Source organism: Mesorhizobium sp. M1E.F.Ca.ET.045.02.1.1, from assembly GCF_003952485.1.
Classification (GTDB): Bacteria; Pseudomonadota; Alphaproteobacteria; order Rhizobiales; family Rhizobiaceae; genus Mesorhizobium.
In genome coordinates, this window is the sequence record NZ_CP034447.1 from 5,281,578 (window position 1) to 5,301,179 (window position 19,602).

At 63.7% G+C, this 19,602-nt stretch carries 25 protein-coding genes; 14 read left to right on the forward strand and 11 right to left on the reverse strand.

Annotated elements, in window-relative coordinates:
- Window positions 1-27: 27 nt before the first annotated feature.
- From EJ070_RS25365 to EJ070_RS25385, 5 genes are all read right to left on the reverse strand, one after another.
- Entirely contained in the window at window positions 28-312 is a 285-nt protein-coding gene (locus EJ070_RS25365) for a hypothetical protein (RefSeq protein ID WP_126093807.1), read from the reverse strand.
- Window positions 313-537: 225 nt separating this feature from the next.
- A complete protein-coding gene (locus EJ070_RS25370) occupies window positions 538-1,143 on the reverse strand; it encodes an ATP-dependent Clp protease proteolytic subunit (protein ID WP_126093808.1) in 606 nt (201 codons plus the stop codon).
- A 27-nt stretch (window positions 1,144-1,170) separates the two neighbouring features.
- Window positions 1,171-1,644, reverse strand: a complete 474-nt coding sequence (locus tag EJ070_RS25375; protein ID WP_126093809.1) for an SRPBCC domain-containing protein — start codon at window positions 1,642-1,644, stop codon at window positions 1,171-1,173.
- A complete protein-coding gene (locus EJ070_RS25380) occupies window positions 1,641-1,955 on the reverse strand; it encodes a metalloregulator ArsR/SmtB family transcription factor (RefSeq protein ID WP_126093810.1) in 315 nt (104 codons plus the stop codon). The genes EJ070_RS25375 and EJ070_RS25380 overlap by 4 nt, the downstream gene beginning before the upstream one ends.
- A 44-nt stretch (window positions 1,956-1,999) precedes the next feature.
- Entirely contained in the window at window positions 2,000-2,317 is a 318-nt protein-coding gene (locus EJ070_RS25385; RefSeq protein ID WP_126093811.1) for a cupin domain-containing protein, read from the reverse strand.
- A 259-nt stretch (window positions 2,318-2,576) separates the two neighbouring features.
- Between EJ070_RS25385 and EJ070_RS25390 the strand changes: the two genes are divergently transcribed.
- Genes EJ070_RS25390 through EJ070_RS25400 form a run of 3 tightly spaced genes read left to right on the forward strand, consistent with a single transcriptional unit; the run spans window position 2,577 to window position 3,983 of the window.
- Window positions 2,577-3,098, forward strand: a complete 522-nt coding sequence (locus EJ070_RS25390) for a single-stranded DNA-binding protein (RefSeq protein WP_126093812.1) — start codon at window positions 2,577-2,579, stop codon at window positions 3,096-3,098.
- Between the two features lie 38 nt (window positions 3,099-3,136).
- Entirely contained in the window at window positions 3,137-3,535 is a 399-nt protein-coding gene (locus tag EJ070_RS25395; protein ID WP_126093813.1) for a DUF2306 domain-containing protein, read from the forward strand.
- Between the two features lie 22 nt (window positions 3,536-3,557).
- Complete coding sequence (locus EJ070_RS25400) at window positions 3,558-3,983, forward strand: OsmC family protein (protein WP_126093814.1); 426 nt, start codon at window positions 3,558-3,560, stop codon at window positions 3,981-3,983.
- A gap of 107 nt (window positions 3,984-4,090) precedes the next feature.
- On the opposite strand, the gene EJ070_RS25405 is transcribed toward EJ070_RS25400, so the two are convergent.
- The 3 genes from EJ070_RS25405 to EJ070_RS25415 all read right to left on the reverse strand — a co-directional run bounded on the left by EJ070_RS25405 (window position 4,091) and on the right by EJ070_RS25415 (window position 5,753).
- The gene (locus tag EJ070_RS25405) at window positions 4,091-4,720 is read right to left on the reverse strand and encodes a MarC family protein (RefSeq protein ID WP_126093815.1); all 630 of its coding nucleotides are present in this window, start codon (window positions 4,718-4,720) and stop codon (window positions 4,091-4,093) included.
- A 92-nt stretch (window positions 4,721-4,812) separates the two neighbouring features.
- Complete coding sequence (locus EJ070_RS25410; RefSeq protein ID WP_126093816.1) at window positions 4,813-5,190, reverse strand: VOC family protein; 378 nt, start codon at window positions 5,188-5,190, stop codon at window positions 4,813-4,815.
- Window positions 5,191-5,222: 32 nt separating this feature from the next.
- Window positions 5,223-5,753, reverse strand: coding sequence for a hypothetical protein (locus tag EJ070_RS25415; protein ID WP_126093817.1), 531 nt, complete (start codon window positions 5,751-5,753; stop codon window positions 5,223-5,225).
- Between the two features lie 84 nt (window positions 5,754-5,837).
- Between EJ070_RS25415 and EJ070_RS25420 the strand changes: the two genes are divergently transcribed.
- Window positions 5,838-6,671, forward strand: a complete 834-nt coding sequence (locus EJ070_RS25420; RefSeq protein ID WP_126093818.1) for an AraC family transcriptional regulator — start codon at window positions 5,838-5,840, stop codon at window positions 6,669-6,671.
- A gap of 36 nt (window positions 6,672-6,707) precedes the next feature.
- Here EJ070_RS25420 and EJ070_RS25425 read toward each other — a convergent pair whose 3' ends face one another.
- Window positions 6,708-8,405, reverse strand: a complete 1,698-nt coding sequence (locus EJ070_RS25425) for a SulP family inorganic anion transporter (RefSeq protein ID WP_245464672.1) — start codon at window positions 8,403-8,405, stop codon at window positions 6,708-6,710.
- A gap of 210 nt (window positions 8,406-8,615) precedes the next feature.
- Here EJ070_RS25425 and gyrA point away from each other — a divergent pair, with 210 nt between their 5' ends.
- Window positions 8,616-11,411 (forward strand): DNA gyrase subunit A, encoded by a 2,796-nt coding sequence (gene gyrA / locus EJ070_RS25430; protein WP_126093820.1) that lies wholly within the window; start codon window positions 8,616-8,618, stop codon window positions 11,409-11,411.
- Window positions 11,412-11,464: 53 nt separating this feature from the next.
- Here gyrA and EJ070_RS25435 read toward each other — a convergent pair whose 3' ends face one another.
- Window positions 11,465-11,617: a hypothetical protein gene (locus tag EJ070_RS25435; RefSeq protein ID WP_126093821.1), complete on the reverse strand. Its 153-nt coding sequence runs from the start codon at window positions 11,615-11,617 to the stop codon at window positions 11,465-11,467.
- Between the two features lie 191 nt (window positions 11,618-11,808).
- On the opposite strand from EJ070_RS25435, the gene coaD reads away from it, so the two are divergent.
- From coaD to EJ070_RS25470, 7 genes are all read left to right on the forward strand, one after another.
- Window positions 11,809-12,309 (forward strand): pantetheine-phosphate adenylyltransferase, encoded by a 501-nt coding sequence (coaD, locus tag EJ070_RS25440; protein ID WP_126093822.1) that lies wholly within the window; start codon window positions 11,809-11,811, stop codon window positions 12,307-12,309.
- Window positions 12,310-12,476: 167 nt separating this feature from the next.
- Window positions 12,477-12,974, forward strand: coding sequence for a peptidylprolyl isomerase (locus EJ070_RS25445; protein ID WP_245464964.1), 498 nt, complete (start codon window positions 12,477-12,479; stop codon window positions 12,972-12,974).
- Between the two features lie 29 nt (window positions 12,975-13,003).
- On the forward strand, window positions 13,004-13,516 hold the full coding sequence (locus EJ070_RS25450) for a peptidylprolyl isomerase (RefSeq protein ID WP_126093824.1): 513 nt from the start codon (window positions 13,004-13,006) through the stop codon (window positions 13,514-13,516).
- Window positions 13,517-13,526: 10 nt separating this feature from the next.
- Entirely contained in the window at window positions 13,527-13,976 is a 450-nt protein-coding gene (locus tag EJ070_RS25455; RefSeq protein ID WP_126093825.1) for a DMT family transporter, read from the forward strand.
- A complete protein-coding gene (queA, locus tag EJ070_RS25460) occupies window positions 13,976-15,061 on the forward strand; it encodes a tRNA preQ1(34) S-adenosylmethionine ribosyltransferase-isomerase QueA (protein WP_126093826.1) in 1,086 nt (361 codons plus the stop codon). The genes EJ070_RS25455 and queA overlap by 1 nt, the downstream gene beginning before the upstream one ends.
- A gap of 43 nt (window positions 15,062-15,104) precedes the next feature.
- Entirely contained in the window at window positions 15,105-16,235 is a 1,131-nt protein-coding gene (gene tgt / locus EJ070_RS25465) for a tRNA guanosine(34) transglycosylase Tgt (protein ID WP_126095903.1), read from the forward strand.
- Between the two features lie 64 nt (window positions 16,236-16,299).
- The gene (locus EJ070_RS25470) at window positions 16,300-17,025 is read left to right on the forward strand and encodes an SDR family NAD(P)-dependent oxidoreductase (protein WP_126093827.1); all 726 of its coding nucleotides are present in this window, start codon (window positions 16,300-16,302) and stop codon (window positions 17,023-17,025) included.
- Between the two features lie 9 nt (window positions 17,026-17,034).
- Here the strand turns inward: EJ070_RS25470 and EJ070_RS25475 are convergent, their stop codons facing one another.
- Window positions 17,035-17,454, reverse strand: a complete 420-nt coding sequence (locus EJ070_RS25475) for a DUF4864 domain-containing protein (protein WP_126093828.1) — start codon at window positions 17,452-17,454, stop codon at window positions 17,035-17,037.
- 288 nt (window positions 17,455-17,742) lie between these two features.
- Here EJ070_RS25475 and EJ070_RS25480 point away from each other — a divergent pair, with 288 nt between their 5' ends.
- Both EJ070_RS25480 and EJ070_RS25485 read left to right on the forward strand, forming a co-directional pair.
- Window positions 17,743-17,979, forward strand: a complete 237-nt coding sequence (locus tag EJ070_RS25480) for an Lrp/AsnC family transcriptional regulator (protein ID WP_027166286.1) — start codon at window positions 17,743-17,745, stop codon at window positions 17,977-17,979.
- A 162-nt stretch (window positions 17,980-18,141) separates the two neighbouring features.
- Window positions 18,142-19,560, forward strand: a complete 1,419-nt coding sequence (locus tag EJ070_RS25485) for a circularly permuted type 2 ATP-grasp protein (protein ID WP_126093829.1) — start codon at window positions 18,142-18,144, stop codon at window positions 19,558-19,560.
- Window positions 19,561-19,602: the final 42 nt, after the last annotated feature.

Below are 19,602 nucleotides of genomic sequence, written 5' to 3' on the forward strand. Positions count from 1 at the left end.
GGGAGCTTTGGTAGGCCGAAATGGCCCTCAGTGGCTGGGAGGCCTGATGCCGCCCGTTGCCATGTCGATGGTTATGCTGCCGGAAATCCTGACATCGGTATCGCCGATCTTGAACGTGCCATTGTTGCCGGCGGGCTGCGCGTCGTCCGGCTCAGGCTGCGGAGCAGGCTTGGCGATGCGGTAGTCGCTGCTGACGCCCGGCAATTTCTGCGTCGAGCTGTCGTCGGCAAAAGCTGCCGCGCTGCCAATCAGAGAGCCAACGAGAGCGGCGAAGGCGATGCGCAAATGGCTGGATGTCCGGTGCGTCGTCATTCCTCGACTATCGGGGCACGTGGAAATCGGGGCCAGACGCGTCACAATCAAATTGCCGCGCGGTCTCACGTTGATGCATGTCGTTGCTTCGGAACCGCTACACACTTCCGGGCCACATGCCTTAAAGCGCGTCGCGCTGAAGCGGATTCAGGCGACGCGCTTTAGGTCTTTGTTTTGATGCATGTCGTTCTCCCAAAACCGCTGCGCACTTTTGGGCGACATGCATTAGGCGGCTTTCTTGCGCGTGTCGTAGACGTGGTCGACGAGGCCCCAGGCCTTGGCTTCCTCGGCGGTCATGAAATAGTCGCGGTCGAGCGTGCGCTCGACCTCTTCGTATGTCCGCCCGCAATGCCTGGCATAGAGCTCGGTCATGTGGTGCTTGGTGCGCAGAATGTCCTCGGCGTGGCGCTGGATGTCGGAGGCCTGGCCCTGGAAGCCGCCCAGCGGCTGATGCAGCACGATCCTTGTGTTGGGCAGCGCGATGCGCCGGCCGGGTGAGCCGGCCATCAGCAGGAAGGAGCCCATCGACGCCGCAAAACCCATGCAGACCGTCGACACCGGGCAGGAGATGTATTGCATCGTGTCGTAGATGGCGAAGCCGCTGGTCACCACGCCGCCCGGCGAGTTGATGTAGATCGATATCTCCTTGTCGGGATTGTCCGATTCCAGCGACAAAAGCTGCGCGCAGACCAGCGCCGACACGCCGTCATTGATCTCGCCGTTGATGAAGACGATGCGCTCGCGCAGCAGCCGCGAAAAGATGTCAAAGGCGCGTTCGCCGCGGCTCGACTGCTCGATCACCATCGGCACCAGATTGGCAAGGGCGCTCATTGGCCAAGTCTCCTTGGTTGTCGTTGATCAGGCTGCGTGCAGCATCATAAAGGGCGCATTGGCGGCGGTCGGGTTCTTGCGCGCGTCGAGCGACAGGCCGCAGCCGGCGCCGGCCAGGGCGACGACAGGATGCGTTGCCGGTACGAAGCCGTCATGGACGATGCTGAGATGCGTGCCGCCGGAAACCGTGGGCTCGAGCGTGAAGGTGACGACGCTGTCGAAGGCCGGAAGCCGATCAGCGTCTGCGCCCGGCCGCTCGCGCCAGGAATAGCGCAGCAGCTTGCCGGGCTCGGCCTCGAGCACCTCGCATTCGATCGGCGCATCCGGCCCGGCAAAGGCGAAGCGCTTGCCCGCCTCCGGCTTCATGTCGTTGGGCATCATCCAGGCGGCGAGCAGTTCCGGCTCGGTCAGCGCGCGCCAGACTTTTTCCGGCGGATCCGGAAGCTCGCATTCGAAGCTCAGCGGTGCACCGGTCGCTGCCGGATGTTTTATAGCCGTCATTGATCCATTTCCTTCAGAACCGTCTTCAACCTCTCGATTCGCTCCGGCCAGAAGGCGCGGTAACGTTCGATCCAGCCGAGCAGGGGATCGAGCCCTTGCGGGTCGGCGCGATAATAAGCGTTGCGGCCGGCGCGCCGCTCGATCACGAGGCCGGCGCCGCGCAGTACGGCAAGATGCTGCGAGACCGCGGGCTGCGACACGCTCATGCCGGCGCGCAATTCGGACACGGTCAATTCGTCGGCCGCCAGCCGCTCATAGACGGCGCGCCGTGTCGGATCGGCCAGCGCCCGGAAAATCTCTGCTTCGATCATGTGCGAAGCATAAGTCGATACTTATTGGTTTGGCAAGTGCCGTTTTAGGACGTCCAGCGTTTCACCGGCTCCGCGGCTCCGTCGAAGCTTGCCTCGAAGATCGGTGATGCGAGCACGGCATGGATATGAAGCGTGCCGGAACCAACATTTCGAAAGCCATGCTTGCGGTGCGCGGGAATGATCAGCGACTGCCCGGCGGTGAGTCCGGCGCGTCGGTCTTCGATCCACATTTCGGCTTTACCGGCAATCACTGTCAGCACCTCTTCCACTGGATGCGAATGCGTCGGCGCGCCGGCACCTGGCCCGACCCACTGCTCGAATATGCAAAGCTCGGCGGCGCCATTGGCGGCGGCGATCTGCATGCGGGTCTCCACTTCGGCTCGCCACATCTCTCGCGGCCGATCCTCATGCGTAACGATGTTCATTCGGATGTCTCCCCTTTTGTTTCCTACGCAGAACACTACTTCTTGGTGACATTCCTTGACAGGAGCAGCCGTCAAGAATAGAACGAAAAGAGAACAAAAACCTTGTGGGAAAAGCCAGCCTTTGCGGGCATGGGCGATCGGCAGGCTATAAGGTGCGGCGACGTAAAATTGTTTCGGATGAGCGCGGAGAAATAAGATGGCGGGTAGCGTCAATAAGGTCATTCTGGTCGGCAATCTCGGGGCGGACCCTGAAATCCGCCGGCTGAATTCGGGCGATCCGGTCGTCAACATCCGCATCGCCACGTCGGAAAGCTGGCGCGACAAGAATTCCGGCGAGCGCAAGGAGAAGACCGAGTGGCACAATGTCGTCATCTTCAACGACCAGCTCGCCAAGGTGGCCGAGCAGTATCTGAAGAAGGGCATGAAGGTCTATGTCGAGGGCCAGTTGCAGACGCGCAAATGGCAGGACCAGACCGGCAATGACCGCTACACGACCGAGGTCGTGCTGCAGAAGTTCCGCGGCGAATTGCAGATGCTCGACGCGCGTGGCGAGGGTGGCGGCGGCCAGGTCGGCAATTATTCCGGCGGCGGCAACAGCCGCGGCTCGGATTTCGGCCAGTCCGGCCCGAACGAGGGCTTCAGCCGTGGTGGCGGTGGTGGTTCCAGGGGCGGTGGCGGCGGCTCGTCGCGCGAGCTGGATGACGAGATCCCGTTCTAAGCACCGGGATCGCGCGGTGGCTATTTGAGGGGAAAGCGATGTCGCTCGGACCGCTTTTGTCCTCGCCATTTCCCATCCCGTGGCATGCGTTCGCGGCCTTTGCTGCATTGGCAGTCGGCGGCGCCCAACTGGCGCTGCCGAAAGGCACGCCGCGCCACCGTGCGATGGGCTATGTCTGGGTGGCGCTGATGCTGGTCATCGCCATCTCGAGCTTCTGGATCCAGCAGATCCGGCTCATCGGACCGTTCAGCCCGATCCACATCCTGTCGATCCTGGTGCTGGTCACCGCGCCGCTGGCGGTGTGGTATGCGCATACGCATCGCGTCGCCGCCCATCGTGGCGCCATGATCAAACTCTATGTCTTCGCCCTGGTCGGCGCCGGCATCTTCACGCTGCTGCCGGGCCGCATCATGCATACGGTCGTGTTCGGCCAGTAGGGCAATATTTTCGAGGAAAGTCATGAAAGTACGCGTCAAATGGGTCGAGGAACGCACCTTTGTCGGCGAGTCCGGCAGCGGTCACAAAGTGGTGCTGGGCACGGCGCACGGGCCGGAAGGCCGAACGCCGGGGCCAAGCCCGATGGAATTGGTGCTGATCGGCACCGGCGGCTGCTCGGCCTATGACGTCGTCCACATCCTCGAGAAGGGCCGCGAGGCGGTCGAGGACTGTGTGGTCGAGCTCGACGCCGACCGTGCCGAAACCGAGCCGCGCGTCTTCACCCGCATCCACATGCATTTCATCGTCAAGGGCCGCGCGCTGTCGCGCGACAAGGTCAAACGGGCGATCGACCTTTCGATCGAGAAATACTGCTCGGCCACGGCGATGATGGCCAAGACCGCGACCGTCACGCATGATTTCGAGGTCGTTGATACGGCGGTGAAATAGGGAATAGGTAGTAGGTAGTAGGCAGTAGGCAGTAGGCAGTAGGCAGTAGGCAGTAGGCAGTAGGCAGTAGGCAGTAGGCAGTAGGCAGTAGGCAGTAGGGATGCTGCTCAAGAGGCCATCAGCGCCCTGACGCCGTCAGCCACGAACTGCACGGCGAGCGCCGCCAGGATGACGCCGAGCAGCCTGGTCAGGATCGAGCGGCCGGTCTGGCCGAGGATGCGGTCGATGCGTTCGGCCAGCACGAACACCAGAAAGGTGAGCACAAGACAGATCGCGATGATGCCGACCAGCGCCGTCTGCGCCGCGAAACCCTCGAAGTGTCCCGACAGCAGAACGGTCGCCGAGATCGCGCCGGGGCCGGCGATCAGCGGGATCGCCAGCGGGAAAGCGGCGATATTGTGGATCATGTCCTTGGTGATGGCGACGTCGCCGATCTTCTCCTTGCGGTCCTGACGGCGCTCGAACACCATTTCGAAGGCGATGAAGAACAGCAGGAAGCCGCCGGCGACGCGGAAGGCCGGCAGCGTGATGCCGAACACCGACAGGATCGAGGCGCCTGCGACGGCGAACAGCGCCATCACCAGGAAGCCGATCACCGACGCGCGGACGGAAACCTGCTGACGCTCCTCGCGGTTCATGCCGCGCGTCACGGCGAGAAAAAGCGGCGCCAGCCCCGGCGGGTCGATGGTCACCAGTATGGTGACGAAGGCGTTGAACAGGCTGTCGAAGCTCGGCATCGCTGGTCCCCTCCCGCCGGGCGAAGCCCAAGCGCTTCAATTGGTAGAGCAAAGCCGGGGCGCTGGAAACAGGCGGAAGGGAAATCAGCCGGCTATTCGGCTTTGCCGCAATAGGCCTCCAGGCGGTAGCCGTCAGGGTCGATGACGAACGCCGCGTAGTAGTTATCGCCATAGGCCGCGCGGAGCCCGGGCTGGCCATTGTCCTTGCCGCCCGCTCGCAGCGCTGCTGCATGGAACGCATCGACGCCGGCGCGTGTCGGTGCCGAAAAGCAGAAGTGCAGGCCCGAGTCCGTGTCTGCCGGCACCGGCCGGCCGGCGTCGTTGACCCAGAGCTGGACAACTTCAGCGCCGTAGCCGAGCGAGCCGGGGGACTGGCTGAGGCAAGAATAGCCGAGCGGCTGCAGCGCGGCGTCGTAGAAGCGTTTCGAGGCATCGGCGTCGCGGACACCGATCGAGACATGGTCGAGCATTGTTTTCTCCATGATTACAGGCGGTTGATGGCTCAGGTTGGAGTCGATCGGCGGGCCAGAAACTCCACCTCGATGCGCCAGGTCGCGCCGCCGTCATGCGAGCGCTCGCCCAGCCAACGGAACGAATTTTCTGTGATGCGCGAAAAGCTCCAGCGCACCGATGCACCGGTGCCATCGGCGCCGACCTGCACGATCGTGTCGCTTTCGGCGCGAGCGAGCTGACGGCTGTAATACTGGTTGCGCGGATCGCTCCAGAAAATGTGCCAGGCGTCGATGCCAAGGTCGTAGACGCGCAGCGTCGTGCCATAGAAGGTCCACGGCCCAAGCGACGGCGAAGGACCGGCATCCCGCGCGGGCAGGATCCAGACGTCCTGAACCGCTTTGCCTTCCAGGACCCAGCCGAAATGCACCTCGCCGCGCCCGGCAAGCTTGGTGCCGTCCTCCAAAATGCGCGTGGCGTCGAAGGTCCAGGCGCCGATGAAGCGGCCGTAGAGTTTCAGCTTTTCGGCAAGATCCGGATTGGGCCCGTCGCTGTGCAGGGCTTCGGCAAAAGGATCGGTCATGGCTGCTGCCTCGTTTGTCAGGAGAGGACCAGCAATAGGGGCCGGCAGGGTTCTGCGCTTGGGAAAAATTGCTATCTTTCGGTAATGGCGACGACTGACAAAAACCTCGGCTCTGGGCCCGGCTGGCAGGTGTGCGACGTGATCTGCACGGCACGCGCCGGCGACAGGCCGTTCGAGGAACAGCATCGCAGTTTCTGCCTCGCCGCTGTGACCAGTGGCACCTTCCGCTATCGCACGCGCCAGGGCACGGCGATGCTTGCTCCCGGCGCCATCCTGCTCGGCAATCCCGGCGCCTGCTACGAATGCGGCCACGAGCATGGCGCGGGCGACCGCTGCCTCTCCTTCCATTTTTCTCCGACGTATATGGAGCGCGTCGTCGCCGACGTGCCGGGCGCGGAGCGGCTTGGCTTCGACGGTCCAAGCCTGCCGCCCTTGACGGCGCTGGCATCATTGCTGGCGCAAGCGGAGGCTGCGCGGGAAACGGGCGATGCCGAGGCATTCGAAGAGCTCGGGCTCAACATTGCCGGCGCCGTGGTCGCGGCTGCAGCCGGCTCTCCCAAGGTCGCGCCGACACCCAGCCGGCGCGACCAGAAACGCGTTGCCGAGGCGGTGCGCCTGATCGAGCTCAACGCCGACCGGCCGCTCTCGCTCACCGAACTTGCCGACGGCACTGCGACCAGCCCGTATCATTTCCTGCGCACGTTCCGGCATGTGGCCGGCATGACGCCCTACCAGTTCCTGCTGCGGACCAGGCTGCACCGCGCCGCGGTGCAATTGCGCGCGTCGGACGAGGCGATCTCGACGATCGCTTTGGATGCCGGCTTCAACGATCTGTCGACCTTCAACCGCCGGTTCAAGCGCGAGATGGGCGAGGCTCCCGGCGCCTATCGCGCCCGCCGTTCCAGCCGACCGGGTTGACGGCGATAGGTGTAACGATGGGTTCGCGTGGGCTTATCATTGCGCTTCGTCCTGCTGTTGAGTTTGTCCCGGGCCAAGCGATTTGATGGCGGCGTCGACGCTTTGGAATATCCGCTGCGTGCCGACCAGGTCGGCGACCCCGAACCGTCTCAGCGCCTCCTGGGCGCGGAGCGATTCCATGCGCGCGACGGCAAAGACGGCGCCTTTGTCGCGGCAATGGCGGATGACGTCGATCAGCGCCTGGGCGGCGGTGTAGTCGATCTCGACGATGTTGCTGGCCTCCAGCACCACTAATTTCACCTCATCGCTTCTGGCGTCGACCAGATCGCGCAGGCCGCGCTTGAAACGGTCTGCGTTGACGAAAGAAAGCGGCGCCTGGAATGCAGCCACCAGCACGCCGGGACGCTGCTCACCCGCGCTGGGACCGCTTGGCGGCCACCAGACCGACGTGCCCGGCACCTGCGCCAGCTCAATTGGCTCAGTGCGCGTGGAGCCCCAGATGCCGTGCAGCAGCGACAGGCCGATGCCGATCGCCACGCCGGTCTCGATCGGCAGGACGACGATCGCGACCATGGTGATCAGGATCAGCGCGAACTCGAACGGCGCTTGGCGATAGACGGCGGCGAACACCTGCCAGCGTAGGATATGCTGGGCGACGAACATCAGCACGCCGGCAAGGGCTGCCTGCGGCACGTTGGCAAGCAGGCTTCCGCCAAAGGTGCTGAGCGCCAGCACGATGGTCGCGGCAATCAGGCCGGACAGCTGCGAGCGACCTCCGGTCTGGGCGGCGATGGCCGTGCGCGGAGGACTGGAGTTGACGGCAAAGGCACCGAACAGGCCGGCCACAATGCTGCCCGCGCCAACGCCGACAAAGTCACGGTTGACATCGGGCGCTTCGCCATCCTGCGGCGCGAAGGATCGGCTGGTGGCCGCCGTCTGCACCATGACGACGATGGCGATCAGCAGCGCGAGCGGGACAAGGGCCTGCGCATCCCGGAAGTCGACGGTCGGCATTTCGGGCGTCGGCAACCTGTTCGGCAAGGCGCCGAGCACTTCGACGCCCCGGTTCTGCAAATCGAAGATAGTGACGGCGAGTGTGGCCAGCATCATCCCGATCAGGGCCGCGGGGATGCGGGCGCTGATGCGCGCGGCAATGAAAACGATCGCAAACACGCCGAGCCCGAGCGCCAGGCTCCACGGATTGGCGAGGCGGAGATTGGCGGCGATATCGCCGATGCGCCGCAGCGTCTCGCCGGTTTCCGGCGGCAGGCCGAGGAGTCCGGGCAATTGCGAGACGATGATATGGACGGAAATGCCGGCGAGAAAACCGGTCGTCACCGGCACCGAAAGGAGATCGGCGATCCAACCAAGACGGAAGATGCCGCTGAACGCCACCAGTAGCCCGACCATCAGCGCCAGCATGGCCGCCAGCGCCAGATAATGCGGCGAGCCGGATGCCGCGATCAGTGCGAGGCCGCCGGCGAAAAGCGGCGTGATCGTCGAATCCGCCCCGACCGAAAGATGGCGATTGGCGCCGAAGAACGCAAAGGCCACGGATCCGGCGACGAAGGCGAAGAACCCGATCCCCGGCTGGAAGCCTCCGAGCCTGGCCGTCGCCATCTGTTCGGGAATGGCGATCGCCGCCAGCGTGAAACCGGCGGCCAGGTCGCCGTTGAGGTCCTTTGCCGTCCAGCCGCTGAGCGCCCGCAGAGGCAGCCATGAGATCCAATTCATTGCATTTGCAGTTTCCGCCCGAGGGTGACGATCCATGGCCGACCTTGCCCCTGTGGCGGCGAAATCGACCTTGGCCATATCGTCGCAATCAACGGTATCCTTTTGAAATTACCACCAAAATTGTCTCTGGAAAAGTGTCGCCGCCATTGGAGTTTCAGCCCGGCATCCTATATAAGCGGTGAGTGATTCCCGACAGGATTGTGACCTGATTTGACCGACCAGAAGACACCGCGCGGGCCGGAGGGCGGCCCCATCGGCATCGAGCCGATTTCGATCATCGAGGAGATGCAGCGCTCCTATCTCGATTACGCCATGAGCGTGATCGTCAGCCGCGCGCTGCCCGACGTACGCGATGGCCTGAAGCCGGTGCATCGGCGCATCCTCTATGCCTCGCATGAGAGCGGCTATCACTGGAACCGCAAATATGTGAAGTCGGCGCGTCCGGTCGCCGACGTGATGGGTAAATACCATCCGCATGGCGACGCCTCGATATACGACGCGCTGGTTCGCATGGCGCAGGACTGGTCGCTGCGCGTGCCGCTGATCGACGGTCAAGGCAATTTCGGCTCGATCGACGGCGATCCGCCGGCGGCGATGCGCTACACTGAGTCGAGGCTGACCAAGGTCGCGCATGAGCTGCTGGAGGACATCGACAAGGAAACCGTCGATTTCCAGGATACTTACGACGCTTCCGGCAGCGAGCCGAAAGTGCTGCCGGCGCGCTTCCCGAACCTTCTGGTCAACGGCTCGGGCGGCATCGCCGTCGGCATGGCCACCAACATCCCGCCGCACAACCTGGCCGAGGTCTGCAACGGCGCCATCGCCATCATCGACAACCCCGCCATCGACCTGCCGTCGCTGATGGAGATCGTGCCCGGTCCGGATTTCCCGACCGGCGGCATCGTGCTTGGCCGTTCCGGCATCTACAGCGCCTATTCGACGGGGCGCGGCTCGATCGTCATGCGCGGCCGCGTCAATATCGAGGCGCGCGGCAACGACCGTGAATCGATCGTCATCACCGAGGTTCCCTATCAGGTGAACAAGGCGGCGATGATCGAGAAGATGGCCGAACTGGTGCGCGAGAAGCGCATCGAGGGCATCTCCGACATCCGCGACGAGAGCGACCGCCAGGGCTACCGCGTCGTCGTCGAGTTGAAGCGCGAGGCCGTCGCCGACGTCATTCTCAACCAGCTTTACCGCTTCACGCCCCTGCAAACGTCGTTCGGCGCCAACATGGTGGCGCTGAACGGCGGCAAGCCGGAAGTGCTGACGCTGATCGACATGCTGAAGGCCTTCGTCGGCTTCCGCGAGGAGGTGATCAGCCGCCGCACGAAATACCTTTTGCGCAAGGCGCGCGAGCGCGCCCATGTGCTCGTCGGTCTCGCCATCGCCGTCGCCAACATCGACGAAGTGATCAAGCTGATCCGCACTGCGCCCGATCCACAGACGGCGCGCGAGCAGTTGATGGAACGGCGCTGGCCGTCCCACGACGTCGCTCCGCTGATCAAGCTGATCGACGATCCGCGCCACCGCATCAACGAAGACGGCACCTACAATCTCTCCGAAGAACAGGCGCGCGCCATCCTGGATCTGCGGCTGCAGCGCCTGACCGCGCTCGGCCGCGACGAGATCGCCGACGAGCTGAACAAGATCGGCGCCGAAATCGTTGATTATCTTGACATTTTATCTTCCCGCGCGCGCATCCAGCAGATCGTCAAGGACGAGCTCATCGCCGTCCGCGACGAGTTCGGCACGCCGCGCCGCACCGAGCTCGCCGAGGGCGGGGCGGACATGGAAGACGAGGACCTGATCCAGCGCGAGGACATGGTGGTGACGGTGAGCCATTCCGGCTACATCAAGCGCGTGCCTCTGTCGCTCTACCGGGCGCAGCGCCGCGGCGGCAAGGGCCGCTCCGGCATGTCGACCAAGGAAGAGGATTTCGTCACCCGGCTGTTCGTGGCCAATACGCACACGCCGGTGCTGTTCTTCTCCTCGCGCGGCATCGTCTACAAGGAAAAGGTGTGGCGTCTTCCGGTCGGCAACCCGCAATCGCGAGGCAAGGCGCTGATCAACATGCTGCCGCTCGAGCAGGGCGAGCGCATCACCACCATCATGCCGCTGCCGGAGGATGAGGCAAGCTGGGGCGAGCTCGACGTGATGTTCGCCACCACGCGCGGCACGGTGCGCCGCAACAAGCTGTCCGACTTCGTCCAGGTCAACCGCAACGGCAAGATCGCGATGAAGCTGGAGGAAGAGGGCGACGAGATCCTCGGCGTCGAGACCTGCACCGACAACGACGACGTGCTTCTGACGGCCAATTCCGGCCAGTGCATCCGCTTCCCGGTCGGCGACGTGCGCGTCTTTCAGAGCCGCAACTCCGTCGGCGTTCGCGGCATCGCCATGGCCGAGACGGACCGCGTGATCTCGATGTCCATCATCGAGCATGTCGACGCATCGCCTGCCGAGCGCGCCGCTTATCTGAAGCGCGCTGCCGCCGAGCGGCGGCTTGCCGTCGGTGCTGTCGGCGAGGAGGAAGAGATTGCGCTGACCAATGAGGAGATCGGCGAGGAAGCCGAGCTTTCCGACGAGCGCTACGAATTCCTCAAGGTGCATGAGCAGCTTGTGCTGACGGTGACCGAATATGGTTACGGCAAGCGTTCGTCGTCCTACGATTTCCGCCTGACAGGCCGTGGCGGCAAGGGCATTCGCGCCACCGATGTCTCGAAAGTGGCCGAGATCGGGCGCCTTGTCGCGACTTTCCCGATCGGCAACGACGATCAGATCATGCTGGTTTCGGACGGCGGCACCGTCATTCGCGTGCCAGTGGAGGGCATACGCTTCGCCAGCCGCGCCACCAAGGGCGTGACCATCTTCAACACGGCAGAAGGCGAGAAAGTGGTTTCGGTGGAGCGGATTTCGGAGCCGCAGGCTGACGAGGAAGCCGAAGAAGCGCCTTCGGGCGAGGTCGGCGCCACAGAAGATGCGGGCGAGGGAAATCCCGAATAGGCTTTTGGCTACGCGCCACCGGCCCGTGGGGCCGGTGCGATCATGGCTGGAAATCAGAAGCGGCGGTAAACGTTACGGGCGACGAACCCATCGAGACGCTTGGTGTTGGCCTTGACGCGCACCCGCGCGGCTTCCTGATGCAGCCCGAATGCGGTTGCGATCAGCATCCCGATAGTCATTGCGGTGGCAAGCATGTAGATCAGCATTTTCGTGTTCTCCTGCTCTTGTAACGATAAGATGGTGTTTTGGTTTCATCTCCTGAAGCGGCAACCTAGTGAACGCTGCGTGAAGCGTTCGTGATCGTCGCATTCATCTGTCGTTCACGTCCGTGAAAAGGTTCACGACCGGCACATCAATGGGATTTGCCTTTGTTTGAGAGGCTCGCTAGAAGCCTGCCATGACCGTACGCACCGCCCTTTACGCAGGCTCCTTCGACCCGCTGACCAACGGCCATCTCGACGTCTTGAAGGCGTCGCTTGCCGTGGCCGACACCGTCTACGCGGCGATCGGCGTCCACCCAGGCAAGGCGCCGCTGTTTTCCTTCGACGAACGCGTGGCGCTGATCGAGGCCGCGACCAAGGCGGAGTTCGGCCGCGATAGCGCCCGCATCAAGGTGGTTGCCTTCGATGGTCTGGTCGTCGACGCCACCAGGAAGCATGGCGCCTCGATCATCATCCGCGGTCTGCGCGACGGCACCGATCTCGACTACGAGATGCAGATGGCCGGCATGAACGAGACGATGGCGCCGGACCTGCAGACGGTTTTCCTGCCGGCGAGCCCCTCGGTGCGCACCATTACCGCCACACTTGTCCGCCAGATTGCGTCGATGGGCGGCGACATCCGCCCGTTCGTGCCGGCGGCCGTCGCCGGCGCGCTCACCGCCAAATTCGCGAAATAGCGCATGTCGCCCAAAAGTGGATTCCGGTTTTGGGTCAACGACATGCACCCAAACAAAGACTTTCGGAGAACACCATGAAGCTGAAGAAGCTCGCTTCGTTCCTTGTCGTGCTTGCCGGCCTTTTCGCCGCATCCCTGCCGGCCTTGGCCGCCGACAAGGAAAATACCATGATCATCACGCTGAAGGACGGCGACGTGACTATCGCGCTGCGTCCGGATATCGCGCCCAAGCATGTCGCGCAGATCAAGAAGCTGGTGCGCGAGGGCGCCTATGACAACGTCGCCTTCCACCGCGTCATCGACGGCTTCATGGCGCAGACCGGCGACGTCAAGTTCGGCAACATGGAGAAGGGTTTCAACCCCGAGGCCGTCGGCACCGGCGGTTCCGATCTTCCCGACCTGCCGGCCGAGTTCTCCCAGACCGAACAATTCACGCGCGGCGTGGTCGGCATGGCCCGCTCGCAGGATCCGAATTCGGCCAATTCCCAGTTCTTCATCATGTTCGCGCCGGCGCCGAACCTCGACGGCCAGTACACTATCGTCGGCAAGGTGGAGAGCGGCATGGATCTGGTGGACAAGATAAAGAAGGGCGACGAGGCGGACAACGGCACGGTCACCGACCCCGATCGCATGATCAAGGTTCGCATCGCTGCCGATGGTAAGTAACTCACTCAATTTTAAAAGGATTTTCTGACATGGCTGAGATCAAGGACCGCGAGAACGCGCTCATCATGGAAACGACGAAGGGCAACGTCGTCATCGAAATGTATCCCGACCTGGCGCCCGGTCACGTCGCCCGCATCAAGGAACTGGCGCGCGAGGGCGCCTATGACGGCGTGGTGTTCCACCGCGTCATCGACGGCTTCATGGCGCAGACCGGCGACGTCAAATTCGGCAATTCCTCGAAGCCCTCCTTTGCCCCGTCTCGCGCCGGCATGGGCGGCTCCGACAAGCCGGACCTGAAGGCCGAATTCTCCAACGCCAATCACGGCCGCGGCACCTGCTCGATGGCGCGCGCGCAGAACCCGAATTCTGCGAACTCGCAGTTCTTCATCTGCTTCGACGACGCCTCCTTCCTCAACCGCCAGTATACGGTATGGGGCCAGGTGATCGAGGGCATGGAGAATGTCGACAAGATCAAGCGCGGCGAGCCGGTGCAGGACCCCGACAAGATCGTGTCGCTGAAGGTCGCGGCCGACGTCAAGTAAGGGCATAAAGGTGATGGGCGCAGTCTGGTCGTTGCTCGGCATCCTGTCTGGCGCCTTCATCGCCATCCAGGCGCCGATCAACTCGCAACTGGCGCGCGGCCTCGGCCTTCCGGTCGCGGCCGCCGCGTTTTCCTTCCTGTCCGGCGCTATCGTGCTCGGCATCATCGCGGTCGCCGTGGTGAGGCTGCAGGGCATTTCGCTCGACTGGAAGGCGCCGGCGCCGTGGCTGTTCGTTGCCGGCGGCATGCTCGGTGGCTTCTATGTCACGCTCTCCACCATCCTCACGCCGCGCATCGGCGCCGCCGCGCTGATGGCCTTCCTGGTCGCCGGCCAGCTGATCGCCGGCATGCTGGTCGACCGCGCCGGTTTCCTCGGCGTAGCCGTGCGCGAGATCTCGCTTGGCCGCGTCGCCGGGGCCGTGTTGCTGCTGGTCGGAGCGCTGCTCATCCGGCTGTTCTGATGCGCGTCGATCTGTTCGACTTCGAGCTGCCGGAGGCGCGCATCGCGCTTCGTCCGGCGGAGCCGCGAGACAGCGCCAGGATGCTGGTCGTCAGACCCGGCCAAGGCCTGGACGATCGGATCGTGCGCGATCTGCCGTCGCTGCTTGAGGACGGCGACGTGCTGGTGTTCAACGACACCAAGGTCATCCCGGCGCAATTGAAAGGCATCCGCAAACGCGGCGAGGCGATGGCGCAGGTCGAGGCCACGCTGCATATGCGGGTGGCGCCGGACCGTTGGCGGGCCTTCATGCGGCCCGGAAAGCGCATCGCCGTCGGCGACCGCATCCATTTCGGCCAAGATCAGAATTCCTGCTTCCTCGGTCGGCTCGACGCGACCGTGATCGAGAAGGGCGAGGCGGGCGAAGCGCTGCTCGGCTTCGACCTCTCAGGGCCGTTTCTCGACGAGGCGCTGCACGCCGTCGGCCATATTCCGCTGCCGCCCTACATCGCCTCGAAACGCGACGACGACGAGCGCGACCGCCGCGACTATCAGACCATCTACGCCAGGGAAGAGGGCGCTGTCGCCGCGCCCACCGCGGGGCTGCATTTCACGCCTGAGCTGTTCACCGCTCTTGACGCCAGGGGTGTCGAGCGCCGCTTCGTCACGCTTCACGTCGGCGCCGGCACCTTCCTGCCGGTCAAGGCCGACGATACCGCCGATCACAAGATGCATGCGGAAATCGGCTCGGTGAGCCGCGAGACGGCAGACGCACTCAATGCGGCAAGGGTGCGGGGAGGGCGGATCGTCGCCGTCGGCACGACGTCGCTGCGCCTCCTGGAAAGCGCCGCGCGCGAAGACGGCAGGATCGAGGCCTGGTCGGGGCCGACCGATATCTTCATCACGCCCGGCTACCGTTTCAAGACAGCCGATATGCTGATGACCAATTTCCATCTGCCGCGCTCGACGCTGTTCATGCTGGTCTCGGCCTTCAGTGGGCTGGAGACGATGCGTTCGGCCTATGCGCATGCCATCGCGAGCCGCTACAGATTCTACTCCTATGGGGACTCCTGCCTACTTTTCCGGGAGACAAGCGATGGACGCTGATCTCGAAAAACACCAGGCACGCTCGTCCACCACAAGGAATTCGATGGCTGCAGCTTTCTCCTTCAAGCTCATCGCTACCGACGGCAGGGCGCGGCGCGGCCAGATTTCCATGCCGCGCGGCGAAATCCGCACGCCGGCCTTCATGCCGGTCGGCACCGGCGGCACCGTCAAGGCCATGTATATGGACCAGGTACGCGGCGTCGGCGCCGACGTCATCCTCGGCAACACCTATCATCTGATGCTGCGGCCGGGCGCCGAGCGCGTGGCGAAACTCGGCGGGTTGCATGAGTTCGCGCGCTGGCCATACCCGATCCTGACCGACAGCGGCGGCTTCCAGGTCATGTCGCTGTCGAAGCTGAGGAAGCTGACGGAAAAGGGCGTCACCTTCCGCTCGCATATCGACGGCGCGCCCTACGAGATGTCGCCGGAGCGGTCGATCGAGATCCAGGGGCTGCTCGATTCCGACATCCAGATGCAGCTCGACGAATGCACCGCACTCCCGGCCAAGCCGAAGGAGATCGAGCGCGCCATGGAATTGTCGCTGCGCTGGGCCGAACGCTGCAAGGCGGCGTTCGGCGACCAGCCGGGCAAAGCGATGTTCGGCATCGTCCAGGGCGGCGACAGCGCCGCGATGCGTGTGCGTTCGGCGCAGGCGCTGAAGGCGATGGACCTCAAAGGCTATGCCGTCGGCGGCCTGGCGGTCGGCGAGCCGCAGGCGGTGATGCTGGAGATGCTGGAGATCACCTGCCCGGAACTGCCGGACGACAGGCCGCGCTATCTGATGGGCGTCGGCACGCCGGACGACATCTTGAAGTCGGTGGCGCGCGGCATCGACATGTTCGACTGCGTGATGCCGACGCGCGCCGGCCGACACGGCCTTGCCTATACACGCCGCGGCAAGATCAACCTGCGCAACGCCCGCCACGCCGACGATCCACGTCCGCTGGACGAGGAGAGCGACTGCCCCGCCGCGCGCGACTATTCGCGCGCCTATCTGCATCATCTGGTGCGTTCGCAAGAGACGCTCGGCGCAATGCTGCTCACCTGGAACAACCTGTCCTACTATCAGAAGCTGATGCAGGACATCCGAGCCGCGATCGAGGCGCGGGGCTTCGAGGCGCGCGCCGCGGAGATTTCAGATGGCTGGGCGAGGGGCGATATTTCAACCATCTAGCCGGACGTCCCGCGATTGACGGACCGACTGCCCGAGAGCAGAGTTGCGCCCTCGGGGATCAGCCATGACCGTGACCTACGACTTTGCCGGCAAGACGGCGATCGTGACCGGCGGCTCGAGGGGCATCGGCAAGGCCGTGGCTACGCAGTTGGCGCGGTCAGGAGCCGACGTGTGGGTGTGGGATGCCGATCCAGCGCCAGTCGACGGAACCAGCAGTCAGACGGTCGATGTGACCAGGGCGGGCGACATAAGGAATGCTCTCAGCGAGGTGGTCGCCACGACAGGCGGGGTCGACATTCTCATCAACAACGCGGGCTATCTTGGTCCCTACCTTGGCTTCGAGGCCTTCGATCCCGCTGAGTGGCAGCGCATCATCGGGGTCAATCTCATCGGAACATTCGAGGTCACGCATCAGGTTCTGCCGGTCATGCGCAAGGCCGCTCGCGGCCGCATCGTCAATATGGGGTCGCTCGCCGGCAAGGAAGGATTGCCGAACCTCGCCGCCTATTCGGCCGCAAGCGGAGGCATCATTGCCTTCACCAAGGCCTTGTCGCGCGAGGTCTGCGACACCGATATCCGCGTCAACTGCGTCGCTCCCGGTCCGATCGATACGGACCTTATCCGGCGACTCGGAAACGAGGTCGTCAGCGACATGGTCGGCGCCAGCCCGCTGAAGCGGCTTGGGGCGGTGGAAGAGGTCGCGGCGCTGGTTCTCTGGCTCTGCTCCGATGCCGCCAGCTTCAACACCGGCGCGGTCTTTGACATGTCTGGCGGCAGGGCGCGCTACTGATTGTCTGGCTCACGTGCTGACCGAAGTCGAGGCGCGCAGGCTGCAGCCGGTGATCTTGAAGCTGCCGTCGGGCTGCTGCTCCAGCGTGTAGACCGCCTCATAGTCCTTGCCGTCGGGGCCGACGATCAGCACCTGCTGGATGATCGAGGCCGGCCCGGTCTGCTCCACCTTGCCGAAGGAATAGGTTTGCGGCTTGCGCACCGGCGCGTAGCCGTTGGTCACCATGTTCATGAAGGTGTCGACCGTCGGGAAGATGCGCTTCACGTTCGGTGCCGCGAAACTGTAGGCGGTGGCGCCGTCATCGGCGAGGAAGGCCTTGAGCTGGCTGTCGATGACCGTCTGCGCCGCCTTGATCTCGGCGTCGCCGGCAAAGGCTATGGATGCAAGAAGCATCGGAACGAGAGCGAGTGCGAACAAAGCGCGGCGCATGGCCTGACTCCCGAAAATTCACGTTGTGAAGGCGCAGTCTAACATACGCTGGCCGCCCTGCCGTGGTTTCACCGGCTTCGGAAGATTCTTGCCCGCATCGACGTCTGGTCGGTGCTTGTGACTTGAGGCACGCCGGGCCAATCATCGACGGCAGCCTCGACAGGAGCGGCATGCCGGCCGCCGAATTGCGGCAAGCGGTCGCCAGGGCCGGCGCCGGCTGATGCTTGAAAGCGGGGCGGCAGTCTGCCAAAAGGGCGCTTATTCGCGTATAAGCTCACAGGATCGGCAATGAAGGCATTTTTCGTGCAGATAAAGTGCGATCTGGGCAAGGCCTATGAGGTCGCCAGCGCGCTCGCCGATGCCGAGATCGCCTCCGAGATCTATTCGACCGCCGGCAATTACGACCTGCTCGCAAAATTCTATGTCGATGACGAGGAAGACGTCGGCCACTTCGTCAATGAGAGGGTGCAGATTCTGCCCGGAATCAAGGACACCTTCACCATCGTCACCTTCCGGGCATTCTGACCGCGCCTGCCTTGCTCGGGCACGAGGCAGCGCCTGACCTCAGCCCGGCGGCTCTGCCTTAATCTTAGGCAACTTCGACATAACGATCGCCGACGCTCGCCAAATCATCGATTGCGCTTGATTTTCTCCAGCCGGGCCAGTGAAATGGTTTCACAGGGGAGTATGCGATTGGCAGCGTTCGACGAAATGGCTCCGGAAGTCTCCGGATTGAGAAGACCATACCAGGCTTACGATCGCTGGCTGAAGGAACAGGACCCGGCCAGGCTCACCCAGAAAATGCAGGACGCCGAGCGTGTCTTCCGCAAGACGGGCATCACCTTCGCCGTCTATGGCGAACAGGAGGCCTCCGAGCGGCTGATCCCCTTCGACATCGTTCCGCGCATCATTTCCGGCCAGGAATGGCGCCGGCTGACGCAAGGCATCGAGCAGCGGGTGCAGGCGCTCAATGCCTTTCTCGACGACATCTACCACCGTCAGGAGATCCTGCGCGCGGGGCGTGTTCCCAAGGAGCTGGTGGCGAAGAATGAGGCCTTCCTGCCCGAGATGATCGGTGTGAGGCCGCCGGCCGGCGTCTACACCCACATCATCGGCGTCGACATCGTCCGCATCAGCGAGAACGAATTCTATGTGTTGGAGGACAATGCCCGCACGCCTTCCGGCGTCTCCTACATGCTGGAGAACCGCGAGACGATGATGCAGCTCTTTCCGGAGCTCTTCCAGCAGATCAAGGTGCAGCCGGTCGAGAACTATCCGCAGCTGTTGCGCCAGTCGCTCGCCGCGGTGCGGCCGCAGAGCACCAAGGGCGCGCCGACCATCGCCGTGCTGACGCCGGGCAGCTATAACTCCGCCTATTTCGAGCATGCCTTCCTTGCCGACCAGATGGGCGTGCAACTGGTCGAGGGACAGGATCTGCGCGTGGTCGACGGCCATGTCACGATGCGCACCACCGAAGGCTACAAACAGATCGACGTGCTCTACCGGCGCGTCGACGATGCCTTCCTCGATCCGCTGACCTTCCGGCCGGATTCCGCGCTCGGCGTGCCGGGCATCATGGATGTCTACCGCGCCGGCAATATCACGATCGCCAACGCGCCGGGAACCGGCATCGCCGACGACAAGGCGATCTATTCCTACATGCCCGAGATTGTCGAGTTCTACACCGGGCGCAAGGCGATCCTCGGCAATATCCCGACCTGGCGCTGCTCGGAGGCCGACAGCCTGAAATATGTGCTGGAGCACATCAGCGAGCTCGTGATCAAGGAAGTCCACGGCTCGGGCGGTTACGGCATGCTGGTCGGCCCGGCGGCGACCAAGAAGGAATGTGAGGCGTTCGCCAAGAAGCTGCAGGCGAAGCCGGCAAACTATATCGCCCAGCCGACGCTGGCGCTGTCGACCTGCCCGATCCTGACCGAAAAGGGCCTGTCGCCGCGCCATGTCGATCTTCGGCCTTACGTGCTGGTCTCCGACCGCATCCAGCTTGTGCCCGGAGGGCTGACGCGGGTTGCGCTGAAGGAAGGCTCCCTTGTGGTCAACTCCTCGCAGGGCGGCGGGACGAAGGATACGTGGGTGCTGGATGATTGAGACGAGCGAATAGCGAGTAGCGAGTAGCGAGTAGGGAAAAGA